9 protein-coding genes and 2 tRNA genes are annotated in these 11,846 nt (G+C 61.3%); 4 read left to right on the top strand and 7 right to left on the bottom strand.

Annotated elements, in window-relative coordinates; translation table 11 throughout:
* Positions 1-55: 55 nt before the first annotated feature.
* Positions 56-277 carry a hypothetical protein gene (locus AC07SI_RS24120; protein ID WP_065908706.1) on the bottom strand — a complete coding sequence of 74 codons (222 nt, stop codon included), beginning with the start codon at positions 275-277 and terminating at the stop codon, positions 56-58.
* A gap of 314 nt (positions 278-591) precedes the next feature.
* Here AC07SI_RS24120 and AC07SI_RS24125 point away from each other — a divergent pair, with 314 nt between their 5' ends.
* Entirely contained in the window at positions 592-876 is a 285-nt protein-coding gene (locus tag AC07SI_RS24125; protein WP_065908708.1) for a DUF3509 domain-containing protein, read from the top strand.
* Between the two features lie 171 nt (positions 877-1,047).
* Here the strand turns inward: AC07SI_RS24125 and AC07SI_RS24130 are convergent, their stop codons facing one another.
* Entirely contained in the window at positions 1,048-1,932 is an 885-nt protein-coding gene (locus tag AC07SI_RS24130) for a TIGR02285 family protein (protein WP_495006644.1), read from the bottom strand.
* On the bottom strand, positions 1,932-3,131 hold the full coding sequence (locus AC07SI_RS24135) for a CaiB/BaiF CoA transferase family protein (protein WP_495006645.1): 1,200 nt from the start codon (positions 3,129-3,131) through the stop codon (positions 1,932-1,934). The genes AC07SI_RS24130 and AC07SI_RS24135 overlap by 1 nt, the downstream gene beginning before the upstream one ends.
* 148 nt (positions 3,132-3,279) lie before the next feature.
* Between AC07SI_RS24135 and AC07SI_RS24140 the strand changes: the two genes are divergently transcribed.
* Complete coding sequence (locus AC07SI_RS24140; RefSeq protein ID WP_065908711.1) at positions 3,280-3,822, top strand: YaeQ family protein; 543 nt, start codon at positions 3,280-3,282, stop codon at positions 3,820-3,822.
* A gap of 205 nt (positions 3,823-4,027) precedes the next feature.
* A complete protein-coding gene (gene recJ / locus AC07SI_RS24145) occupies positions 4,028-5,737 on the top strand; it encodes a single-stranded-DNA-specific exonuclease RecJ (RefSeq protein ID WP_065908717.1) in 1,710 nt (569 codons plus the stop codon).
* A 149-nt stretch (positions 5,738-5,886) separates the two neighbouring features.
* Here recJ and AC07SI_RS24150 read toward each other — a convergent pair whose 3' ends face one another.
* The 4 genes from AC07SI_RS24150 to AC07SI_RS24165 form a co-directional block, all read right to left on the bottom strand.
* Positions 5,887-7,173, bottom strand: a complete 1,287-nt coding sequence (locus tag AC07SI_RS24150; protein WP_065908719.1) for a virulence factor family protein — start codon at positions 7,171-7,173, stop codon at positions 5,887-5,889.
* Positions 7,173-9,815: a bifunctional lysylphosphatidylglycerol flippase/synthetase MprF gene (mprF, locus tag AC07SI_RS24155; protein WP_065908721.1), complete on the bottom strand. Its 2,643-nt coding sequence runs from the start codon at positions 9,813-9,815 to the stop codon at positions 7,173-7,175. Before mprF ends, AC07SI_RS24150 begins: the two co-directional genes overlap by 1 nt.
* 278 nt (positions 9,816-10,093) lie before the next feature.
* A tRNA-Met gene (locus AC07SI_RS24160) sits at positions 10,094-10,170 on the bottom strand.
* 243 nt (positions 10,171-10,413) lie between these two features.
* Positions 10,414-10,490, bottom strand: a tRNA-Met gene (locus AC07SI_RS24165).
* 279 nt (positions 10,491-10,769) lie between these two features.
* Between AC07SI_RS24165 and dinB the strand changes: the two genes are divergently transcribed.
* Positions 10,770-11,831 carry a DNA polymerase IV gene (gene dinB, locus AC07SI_RS24170; protein ID WP_495006646.1) on the top strand — a complete coding sequence of 354 codons (1,062 nt, stop codon included), beginning with the start codon at positions 10,770-10,772 and terminating at the stop codon, positions 11,829-11,831.
* The last annotated feature ends 15 nt before the right edge of the window (positions 11,832-11,846 follow it).

Here is an 11,846-nt window from a genome sequence, read left to right on the forward strand (position 1 = left end):
CCGCTTTCCCATCCTTGGGTCAGCGGCGTTTTTTTATGGCAGGCCCGGTCTCGTGTTACGAGAACAGTTTCTGGGCAACGACTATGACGGTGCCAACTGCAGCATAGAACCCTGTCGCGATACCCACCGGGTACCAGAAAGTCTCACAGGTTATCTTCAGGGATTCTTTGTTGAGTTTGTTTTGCTCTGCGTTCATACGTGCTATTTCAGCAAAAATACGTGATACCTCGGCGTGCATTCTGTCTGTCGACGTCTGGTGTTCATTTGGTTCCGCCATCGTAATCATCCTTCGTAATAAGGGCCTTTTCACATGCGCCTTTGCCTGCATTGCAGAGTGACCAGCGCTCACCGAGTATAGGATTCACCCCCGACCTGCGCGCCCGGCGAACCCCAAAACGGCAGCCCATTGCGTAAGCACTTATGTGCCGCCGTTTTTTCGTTGTCATGTTGCTGGCGCATGCTGGTCCTCGTCACTCCCTGACGGCCCCATAAAGACGAAAAAGCGAACTTTCCTACGTCACAACCAGTCACTTAGGATAGATGCAGCTCCCGTTGAAACGATTGTTCCCGAACTATTGAGTGGTGATCGAGATGGAAAGTATCAGCCTATTGCTCGAAGAAGCACTGAGCCCTTATCTGGTTACGCTGACCACCTCTGGCGTGCAGGGCGAATGCCTGGTGACGGTGAAAAACCCTGCTGGCGCGATTGTGGTCGAGCGTGAAGTCGACCAGGCGCAATTGATGGATAAACGCGTGCTGGTGGATGTTGTGGATTGCCTGCTGCGCGACCTCAAGATCGCCGAAGGGCGACTGGAGCCCTCGGTTATCGCGGCCTTGCGCAATGCTGCCCAGACCCGCAGCGCTGCTGTCGCATGAAGAATTGTTTATACGCGGAAACTTCCGACTGCAGGGCCTGTCAGATTTTGTAACAGCAAGAGCAAACATTGTGCTCCGGTGTTTGTGCCTTGTTGTACTGGTCTTTGTAAGGCCACGTTTAACCCCGAAGTGTCTCCCCACTCTTCGGGGTTTCTTTTTGCCCGCGATTTGTCACGGCACGGGTGAATTCTGGAAAAACCGCGGGTTGTCGCGCAGGTACTGCTCGCGCATGAGCGGATCCAGCCACGCGGCGTAGGACTGCTGCACGCGTTCCTGAGGGATGTCGAGCAGCACCTGGTTGATCCGTTCGATGGCCTGGCGCCCCTGGGGCGTATCCGAGCACGCGATATGCGTGCGTTGGTAGGGCGCTGTGCCTTTGATCGGATAGAAACTCAGGTCGTTGGACGCAATCCCCTGTTGCAGTGCGTGATAGCGGATTTCCGGCCAATAACCCAATACCACCTCCAACCGTCCGAGGCGCTGCATTTGCAACAAGCTGCCGAGGGCGTCGTTGCCGTAGTGGAGGGCGAGCTTGTGCGCGTCGACGTGTTTGAGTTGTTCATCGATGACTGGCCCGTAGCTGCGCTCCGCGGTGGCGCCCACCCGCGTCCTGTGAGCATCGAGAAATGCTTGCAGGTCGAACTGGCCGTCCACGATAAACGACGCCATGGCGTCCTGCTGGCTGCGCCGGATCGTCACGCCGTTGCTGGGCACTGCAAACGCCTGGCGAGAAAACACCACGTACTTGGCCCGCTCCGGCGTCCACAGCAACGAGGGGTCACAGGTGAACGAGGGTTCGCGCAACATTTGCGTGCCGCGCGCGCGGTTGACGTGCAGCACCTGGTGACGATACTCCGGCAGACGCACGGCCAGGATTGGCAGCAACTGGTCCAATGCGCCCTGGCCTTTGCTCGGTCCTTCGAAAATGGTCAGCGGCGGCAAATCGCGCAGCAGCCAGATCAGCGTGTCTTCGGCCCGCGCTGACGAGAGCCAGCCGCCGGCCATCAGGGTGGCGACGCCCAGTTTCAAGAGCCAGCGTTTGCACCGGGACGCCATTAGATTGCGCCTTCCTCACGCAAGCGGACGATGGCAGCGGCGTCGTATCCCAGCTCACCCAGCACCACGCCGTTGTGTTCGCCCAACTGTGGCCCTACCCATTCGCAACTGCCCGGCGTGTCCGACAGCTTGGGCACGATCCCGGGCATCTTGAAGTCCTTGCCGCCCGGGAGCTTGGCCTTGAGGAACATCTCCCGGGCCAGGAATTGCGGGTCGCCGAGCATGTCTTCGGCACTGTAGATACGGCTGGCGGGCACCTCGGCCTGATTCAACTGCTCCACCACCTGCTCCAGGGGCAGCGCGTTGACCCAGCGGTCGATCACGCCATACAACTCGTCGCGGCGGCTGTCCCGTCCGTCGTTGCTGGCAAGTGCAGGATCGTTGGCCAGGTCTTCGCGACCGATGGCCGACATGAAGCGCTTGAAGATCGCATCGCCGTTGGCGCCAATCTGCACGTGCTTGCCGTCCGCGCTGGTGTGGATCGACGATGGGGTGATGCCGGGCATGATGTTGCCGGTACGTTCGCGAATAAAGCCGAACACATCGAACTCGGGGATCATGCTTTCCATCATCGCGAAGATGGCTTCGTACAGCGCCACGTCGACCACCTGGCCCAGGCCGCCGTTGACTTCGCGATGACGCAGCGCCATCAGCGCTCCGATCACGGCCCACAGCGCAGCGATGGAGTCGCCGATGGAGATCCCGGTGCGCACCGGTGGGCGGTCCTCGAAACCGGTGATGTAGCGCAGCCCGCCCATGGATTCGCCCACCGCGCCGAACCCTGGCTGGTCCTTCATCGGTCCGGTCTGGCCAAAGCCGGAGAGACGCACCATGACCAGCTTGGGGTTGAGCGCATGCAGGGTTTCCCAGCCCAGGCCGAGTTTTTCCAGCACGCCGGGGCGAAAATTCTCGATCAGGATGTCGGCATCGGCGAGCAGCTGCTTCAGGATCGCCAGGCCGTCCGGGTGCTTGAGGTTCAGCGTCAGCGACTTCTTGTTGCGCGCCTGCACAAACCACCACAGCGACGTGCCTTCATACAGCTTGCGCCACTTGCGCAGCGGGTCGCCGCCATCCGGCGATTCCACCTTGATCACCTCGGCACCGAATTCGGCGCAGATGCGTGAGGCGAACGGGCCGGCGATCAGGGTGCCGAGTTCGATGACTTTCAGGCCGGCAAGCGGTTTGGCATTAAACGACATGAGGATCCTTTTCTGCGCGGGGCGGTGGTGTGAAGCCTTTTAACATAGGCGAGCGGCCCAGGGATAAGGATGATGCTGCGCAGGATTCGTTGAATGGCCTCGCCATCGGTTAGACTGGCCGCCTTTTCCTGTCTCTAGAAGTCCGTTCATGGCCCAGCCGTCCACGACCTACAAATTCGAACTCAACCTCACCGACCTCGACCGCTCGGTGTACGAGAGCGTCAAGCAGACCATCGCCCGCCACCCTTCGGAAACCGAAGAGCGCATGACCGTGCGTCTGCTGGCCTACGCCCTCTGGTACAACGAGCAGTTGTCGTTCGGGCGTGGCCTGTCAGATGTAGACGAGCCAGCCCTGTGGGAAAAAAGCCTGGATGACCGGGTCCTGCACTGGATCGAAGTCGGCCAGCCGGATGCCGACCGCCTGACCTGGTGCTCGCGTCGCACCGAGCGCACCAGCCTGCTGGCCTACGGCAGCTTGCGTGTGTGGGAAGGCAAAGTGGTGCCCGTGGCCAACAACCTCAAGAACGTGCACATCGCTGCGGTGCCGCAGGACGTCCTCGAGACCCTGGCCAAGGACATGCCGCGCGTGATCAAGTGGGACGTGATGATCAGCGAAGGCACGATCTTCGTGACCGATGATCGCGGCCAGCATGAAGTGCAGCTGCAGTGGCTGGTCGGCGAGCGCGGCTGAACCTGTGGGCGCTGGGTTGTGTGGGAGCGGGCTTGCTCGCGAATGCATCACCTCGGTATAGCTGGAAGACCGAGGTGTCTGCATCGCAGGCAAGCCAGCTCCCACACATGCCAGCTCCCACAGAAGCCGGCTCCTACAGTTGATCCATGTTGCTTTCAGCATTGTTGTTTAACCGTTGTACTAGAAGAGAAGCTTCCGTCACCCCATGCGTATCGATCCTCGCCCGTTGCCTGCTGTCCTGCCGTTTCTCGGTGAATTGCCACCGCTGTTGACGCGTCTCTACGCCGCGCGCGGGGTGCAGTCCGAGGCTGAACTGGACAAAAGCCTGGCGCGGTTGATTCCCTACCAGCAACTCAAGGGCATCGACGCGGCAGTGGACCTGCTGGTGACCGCATTGGAGCAGCGCCAGCGCATCCTGATCGTGGGCGACTTCGACGCCGATGGCGCCACCGCCAGCACCGTGGGCACCCTTGGCTTGCGTCTGCTCGGGGCGGCGCATGTCGACTACCTGGTGCCCAACCGGTTTGAATATGGCTATGGCCTGACCCCGGAAATCGTCGCGGTGGCCCTGCAGCGGGAGCCGCAGTTGCTGATCACCGTGGACAACGGCATCTCCAGCGTCGAAGGCGTGGCGGCGGCGAAGGCGGCGGGGTTGCAGGTACTGGTCACCGACCACCACTTGCCGGGGGATGAATTGCCGGCGGCGGACGCCATCGTCAACCCGAACCAGCCGGGCTGTGAGTTCCCGAGCAAGGCATTGGCCGGCGTGGGCGTGATCTTCTATGTGCTGATGGCCCTGCGCGCGCGTTTGCGCAGCCTGGGCTGGTACGACAACAAGCCCCAGCCGAACATCGGCGAACTTCTCGACCTGGTGGCCCTGGGCAGCGTGGCCGACGTGGTGCCCCTGGATGCCAACAACCGCATCCTCGTGCATCAGGGCCTGGAGCGTATTCGCGCCGGTCGCGCGCGGCCGGGGATCAAGGCGATCCTCGAAGTGGCCAAGCGCGATGCTGCGCGGATTACCTCCACCGACCTCGGCTTTATCCTCGGGCCACGCCTGAACGCCGCCGGACGCCTGGATGACATGAGCCTGGGCATCGAATGCCTGCTCACCACTGATTTCGCGGCGGCGCGGGAAATGGCCGCGCAATTGGACGGCATGAACCAGGACCGCAAATCCATCGAACAAGGCATGCAGCGCGAGGCCCTGGCCCAGCTCAAGGACCTGCCGGTGGAGTCGATGCCCTATGGGCTGTGCCTGTTCGACCCGGAGTGGCACCAGGGCGTGATCGGGATTCTGGCGTCGCGCATGAAGGAGCGTTACTTCCGCCCGACCATCGCCTTCGCCGACGCCGGTGATGGCCTGCTCAAGGGCTCTGGGCGCTCGGTGCCGGGTTTCCACATCCGTGATGCCCTGGCGGTGGTCGCAAGCCAGCATCCCAACCTGATCGCCAAATACGGCGGTCACGCCATGGCGGCGGGTCTGACATTGCCCGAGGCGAATTTCCCACTGTTTGCCGAAGCCTTTGATGCTGAAGTGCGTCGGCAACTGCGCGAAGAAGACCTTACCGGGCGCCTGCTGTCCGACGGCACCCTGGCGGTTGAAGAGTTTCACCTCGAACTGGCGCGCGCCTTGCGGCATGCCGGGCCGTGGGGGCAGCACTTTCCCGAGCCGTTGTTCCATGGTGTGTTTCAGCTGGTAGAACAGCGCGTGGTGGGGGAGCGGCACCTGAAGGTGGTGCTCAAGAGCGAATGCGGCTCGGTGAAGCTCGATGGCATTGCGTTTGGGGTCGACCGTGAGGTCTGGCCGAACCCGACAGTGCGTTGGGTGGAATTGGCCTACAAGCTGGACGTGAACGAGTTCCGTGGGCAGGAAACCGTGCAGTTGATGATCGCGCATATAGAACCGCGCTAGCGTTCGCCCACACTGCAAAGCAAATGTGGGAGCTGGCTTGCCTGCGATAGCATCACCCTGATGTGTCCGTCACATCGCGGCGCCCCTATCGCAGGCAAGCCAGCTCCCACATAACCCCGCCGACATTGGGGCCTGAGTACAGCCTGAAGCTACTCGGTTTTGTCCTTGGCCTGGTGCTTCACAATGATGTCCACCAAGCGCTGAGCCAGCGCCGGGTAGTTCTCATCGAAGTGATGCCCACCGGGCAGTTTCACCGCCTCGCCCACCGCAGTCTTGTCGGTGCAGCCGCTCTCGTCGACTTCTTCTGCGCCGTAGATGCACACCACTTTATCCGCCGGCAGCTTGGCCATCTCCGGGCCGGTCGCGGCTTCTTTGCCGGCATTGCCCAGCCAGCCTTCCACTTCGATTTCAAAGCTGCCCGTACGGGCGAACGCCAGCAGGATGATTGCGTCCACACGCTGCTGCTCGTTTTCAGGCAGGCGGTTGTAGATCGCCGGCAGCACGTCGGCGCCGAACGAGTAACCGGTCAGCACGAAGCGCTTGGTGCCCCACTTCTGACGGTAGTGCTGCATCAGCTCGGTGAGGTCCTTGGCGCTTTGTTCCGGGGTCTTGTGCTGCCAGTAGTAGCGCAGGGTGTCGATGCCCACCACCGGGTAGCCGATCTTGGCCATTTCGCCGGCCACATCGCGGTCCAGGTCACGCCAGCCGCCGTCACCGGAGAGGAACAGCGTCACCGTGTCCTTGGCCTGGCCCGCGGGTACTTCCACCACGGGAATCGCCAGGCCGCCGTTGTCCGAACCCACCAACTGCTTGCGCAACTCGTTGTTCAGCACTTGCGGGTAATGGATGTCGTAGTCGCTGATGCTGGTAGTGGCGCGCGGTGTGTCGCGTACGAAACTGGCCGCATCATCGTCAGGGTTGTCGTTCCAGGCCACCAGCCAACTGCCGTGTGCGGACGTTTTCGGCAGCGGGTCCTTGCAGCCTTCCTGGGTCATGGCGAAGCCGACGGAGATGGCGTTGGCCTTGTCGTCGTTCTGTGCCGCCAGCCAGCGCCAGGCCAGGCTGGCACCCGGGCCGATCCCGCTGACCAGGGTCGCCGGGCCCTTGAGCTGGGCCAGGGCGCCTTGCAGCGCTTGTTCCTGCAGCGTGCAGTCATCCTTGGGCAGGATCACCTGGACGATCTGCGCCTTGCCGCCCTGGCTCAGGGCGATCAGTTGGCTGTCGGTCAGGGTTGAATCGGCCAGCACCGCCACGGCCACACGGGCCTTTGCCGTGCCGGCGGGGGTTACGCGGGTCATGACCGAACCGTCGGCCTGGGGCAGTTGCTCCAGGGTCGGCTGTGGGGCAGGGCGGTTCCAGTACCAATAGCCACCACCCAGGATCAGGGCGAGCAGCACAACAAAGGCCAATACATACCGCCAGGAGCGTCGAATCATCAGCGTTTCACCAATCCAGTCAAGCCGCCCGCGATCAGGGCGGCGGTATCGGCCAGTGCCACCAGCGGATCGAGTCCTGCGGGCACGGCCATATAACGGGGTTCCCAGTCAGGCTGGAACTTGTCTTTGAAGCGGCGCAAGCCTTGGAAGTTATACAGTTGCTCGCCGCGGCGGAACACCATCGAGCCCAATCGTTGGGTCAGCGGGGCGCCCCGGCGCGGTTGCAGGCCCGACAACGGCACCATGCCGAGGCTGAAGCGGGCGTAGCCGTGACTCTTATAATGTTGAATCAGGCCGACCATCATGAACTCCATGGTCAGCTTGGGCGCGTCCGGGTGGGCGCGCATCAGGTCGAGACTGGCCAGGTCGTGGTTGTAGGTCTCGAGCAGGTTGGCGAAGGCTACCGGGCGCCCTTCGAAGCGAATGATCGCGATGCGAAAGTGCTTGAGATAGTCGTCGCTGAAGCGTCCCAGGGAAAAGCCTTTTTCCCGCACGTTCTTGCCGGTCAGCCAGGCATCGGAGATGACCTTGAGTTCATCCATGGGGGCCGTGCCGGGTTCATGGATCTCCAGGGACAGGCCGTCACGGCTGCCACGGTTCCAGGTGTAGCGCAGATCCTTCATCTCTTTGCCCTTGGCTTCCAGGTCAAAGCGCTTGAGGTCGACACGCGCCTCTTCACCCAGCTTGATCGCGGTCAGGCCGATGTCCATGTAGTACGGCAGGTTCTCGGCGCGTACTTGGTAGAACACCGGGCGCGCGTGGTGAATGTCGCACAGGTCGCGGAACTGCCAGATCATTTCGGCGCGCGGCTGGGTCGGGCCGATCGGGTCGTACAGGGCCACCAGGCTACGCCCGCGACGGGCATACATCAGGAAAGCCTCGTCGTTGGGGTGAAACAGCAGCGCCTTGTCACCGGTCAGCGCCAGGCCGCCGTCGGGCTGCGAGGAGGCCATCAGGATCTTGGTGGCACGCTCCAGCTCGTCAGGGGTCGGCAGGTGGATCACCGGGCGCGCGGTGCGCAGCAGCCAGGTCAACGATACGATCACCAAGAGGACTGCGGCGCCGAGCAGCGAACGCAGGCCGCGCGGGGCGTTGGCATCCAGAGTGAACTGCCACCACAGTTGATGGCTGTAAGGCACATCCTGATAGGCAAACAGCAGCAGCCAGATCGAGGCCCCCAGCACGCAGACGCTGGCCACCAGGTACAGCGGCGAGAACGGCAGTTCGGTCAGGCGGCTGGCGCGGTAGAACGAGCGCCGGAAGATCGCCAGCAGCACCGCCGTCATGATCATCAAGCTGGCTTCTTCCCAGTCGAAGCCTTTGAGCAGCGAGAGCAGGGCGCCCGTCAGCAGCAGCACCATGGTCAGCATCCAGGCGGCCGACAAGCGACGACGCAAGCCTTGGGCGAGCAGCAGGCACAGCACGCCGATCAGGCTGGCACCAAAGTGCGAGGCATCAATCAGGCGATGAGGAATCAGGAAGCCGATGTTTTCCAGGCGTGAGTCGATTTCCGGCGTGGCGCCGGAAAACAGCAGGACCACGCCGGACAAAAAAACCAGTACGGCCAGTACCGGTGCCGCCAGGCCCGAGGCCACTCGCAGGCTTTGTTGCGTCTGGAACAGGCGCTGCGCTTCATTGACCAGCAGGAACACGCAGGCGATCAGCAACGGCAGCACCACATAGATCATGCGATACAGCAGCAGTGCGGCAGCCAATGGCGCGGCGCCCAGCTTGTCGGCAAAGGCCGCGAGCAGGATCGCTTCGAACACTCCCACGCCACCCGGTACATGGCTGAGCACGCCGGCAGCCAGGGCCAGCAGGTACACCAGCAGGAAGGGCCCGAAGGGCGGCGCTTCCGGCAACAGCATATAAAGGACGGTGGCAGCAGCGGCCACATCCAGTGCGGTAATGATCAGTTGCAGGAAGGTCAGGCGCCGGCCAGGCAGGCGCAGGGTGCGACGGCCGGCTTTCACCAGCAGGTTGTCGGGGTACGGCTGTTCCGGCAGGCGGCGACGATAAATGCCGATGCACAGCACGGCCGACAGCAGCAGCACGGCGCCGGCAATGCCGCCGAGCAGGGTTTGCGGCAGGTGCAGATAGGTCGACGCGGCCGGCAGGTTACTCAAGGTGGCCAATGCCGCCAACGGTGGCAGGGCGCAGCCCAGCGCCAGGCTGGCGAACACGGTCATGTGGGCGACTTCCGACGCGCCGATGCCATGACGTGCATATAAACGGTAGCGCACCGAACCGCCCGAGAGCATCGACAGGCCGATGGCGTTGCCGATGGCAAACGCAGTGAAGCCGCCCAGGGCCAGGGTCTTGGCGGGCAGTTTCACCCCGGCGTAGCGCGCGCCGGAAAACTCATAGCCCAACAGAATGATGAAACCCACGACGGCCGCTGCAAATGCGCCGAGCAATGCGGGCCTGGGCACTTCCAGGATCGAATCGTGGAGGGCATAGAGGTCCAGCTCCAGCAGCAAGTGTCGGCAGGCGATCAAGGCAATTGCGAACAGCAACAGGGTGACAGCCAACCCGATGGGTTGCCGGTATTTGCTCAACAGATCCAGCCAGCGCAAACGGGTGGGAGCGATCGGTTGTTCTGCTGTGACGGTGTCTTGTGGTTCAGACGAGTTGGCGCGCATCAATCACCTCGTGGATTGTGCGCGACAGGATGGAGGTATCCAGCCAAGTTACCAATCCCTATGGACAAAATAATTACAAATATTAACGCGTATCACCGGGTGGGGCGACTGCGGCCATTGGTCGTAGAGGGTAGTACTTGCGTCTTAGCATAGCTTGCAATGAGATGGACTCTACAAACCGTGTACGGTTTCATGAAAGATGCCATGCCATTGTTTCAGAAGAACTTTTTCACCGGATACAAAAAAGGCCACTCTTTCGAGTAGCCTTTTTTGATGTTTGGTTGCGGGAGCCGGATTTGAACCGACGACCTTCGGGTTATGAGCCCGACGAGCTACCAGACTGCTCCATCCCGCGTCTGTGGGCGGCATTCTACAGCCCAACGGCGAGGTGTCAACCGTTAATGGGTCGACGGGTCAAATAAGTGTGAATCAGCCGCTCAAGCCACCTAAGTTCGCGATAGAAAACGAATTTTATGGCGAGCAGGCTTGACCTGCGTCGGACTGCCAAGCCGTTCGTGGTGAAGCGCATTTGATCGCAGGCATGAAAAACTGACGCGCACAAAAAAGGCCACTCTTTCGAGTAGCCTTTCTTGATGTTTGGTTGCGGGAGCCGGATTTGAACCGACGACCTTCGGGTTATGAGCCCGACGAGCTACCAGACTGCTCCATCCCGCGTCTGTGTGTCGGCATTCTACAGAGGAACGCCAGTGTGTCAACCTGTGAATCGAAGAAAAGCGCTTGTGGTTCAATCGGTTAGCTCTCCATTCAGGCCGGCAGGGTCGCTCCGGGCCAGTCTGGCCGAGGGTTTCAGCTCTATCGGCAGGCGAAATTCGATTGAGAAAATAAATTCATCTGGGAAATTTCCTACCGCTTAAGCGGAAGATTCAAACTACTGGTGCTATATACAGGGGTGAGTGCGATACTGGCCATCCGTTGAATCAACCCTCTGTTTATATGACGCAACGCAAAATCATCCACGTCGACTGTGATTGCTTCTACGCCGCCATCGAGATGCGCGATGACCCGAGCCTGGCGCAAAAGCCCCTGGCCGTCGGCGGCTCGGCAGACCGGCGTGGGGTGATCGCTACCTGCAACTACGAGGCACGGGCCTACGGCGTGCGCTCGGCCATGTCGTCCCGCCATGCCTTGAAGCTCTGCCCGGACCTGACCATCGTCAAGCCGCGCATGGAGGCCTATAAAGAAGCCTCGAAGGAAATCCAGACGATCTTTCGCGACTACACCGACCTGATCGAGCCGTTGTCGCTGGACGAGGCCTACCTGGATGTTTCCGAATGCCCTCACTTCGGCGGCAGCGCCACGCGTATCGCCCAGGATATTCGTCGGCGGGTGTCCAACCAATTGCACATCACCGTGTCTGCCGGCGTGGCACCGAACAAGTTCCTGGCGAAGATTGCCAGCGATTGGAAAAAGCCCAACGGCCTGTTTGTGATTACCCCGGACCAGGTCGAAGATTTTGTCTCGCAATTGCCGGTGAGCAAGCTGCATGGCGTGGGCAAGGTCACCGCCGACAAGCTGGCGCGCCTGGGTATCGAAGACTGCCTGCAGTTGCGTGACTGGAACAAGCTGGCGTTGGTACGCGAATTCGGCAGTTTTGGCGAGCGACTGTGGAGCCTGGCCCGTGGGATTGATGATCGCGCGGTGCAGAATGACAGCCGACGGCAATCGATCAGTGTCGAAAACACCTACGACGTGGATCTACCGGACCTTTCAAGCTGCCTGGCAAAATTGCCCGAACTGATGGATACCCTGACCGGGCGTATGGCGCGCATCGACAGCAGCTACCGGGCGGGCAAGCCATTTGTGAAGGTGAAGTTTCATGACTTTACCCAGACGACCCTGGAGCAGGCCGGGGCAGGGCGGGACCTGGAAAGTTATCAACAGCTGTTGACCCAGGCGTTCAATCGCGGTGCAAAGCCGGTGCGGTTGCTGGGGATTGGCGTGCGGTTGCTGGACCTGAGCGGCGGCAACGAACAGCTCGAACTGTTTACCCGTTAATCCTGCAGGAGACCG

Source organism: Pseudomonas sp. GW821-FHT05D12 (assembly GCF_059419825.1).

Coding starts and splice junctions, on each gene's coding strand:
- AC07SI_RS24135 (WP_495006645.1), bottom strand. CDS start 3,131: ATGTCGTTTAATGCCAAACCGCTTGCCGGCCTGAAAGTCATCGAACTC.
- dinB (WP_495006646.1), top strand. CDS start 10,770: ATGACGCAACGCAAAATCATCCACGTCGACTGTGATTGCTTCTACGCC.
- AC07SI_RS24150 (WP_065908719.1), bottom strand. CDS start 7,173: ATGATTCGACGCTCCTGGCGGTATGTATTGGCCTTTGTTGTGCTGCTC.
- recJ (WP_065908717.1), top strand. CDS start 4,028: ATGCGTATCGATCCTCGCCCGTTGCCTGCTGTCCTGCCGTTTCTCGGT.
- mprF (WP_065908721.1), bottom strand. CDS start 9,815: ATGCGCGCCAACTCGTCTGAACCACAAGACACCGTCACAGCAGAACAA.
- AC07SI_RS24120 (WP_065908706.1), bottom strand. CDS start 277: ATGGCGGAACCAAATGAACACCAGACGTCGACAGACAGAATGCACGCC.
- AC07SI_RS24140 (WP_065908711.1), top strand. CDS start 3,280: ATGGCCCAGCCGTCCACGACCTACAAATTCGAACTCAACCTCACCGAC.
- AC07SI_RS24130 (WP_495006644.1), bottom strand. CDS start 1,932: ATGGCGTCCCGGTGCAAACGCTGGCTCTTGAAACTGGGCGTCGCCACC.
- AC07SI_RS24125 (WP_065908708.1), top strand. CDS start 592: ATGGAAAGTATCAGCCTATTGCTCGAAGAAGCACTGAGCCCTTATCTG.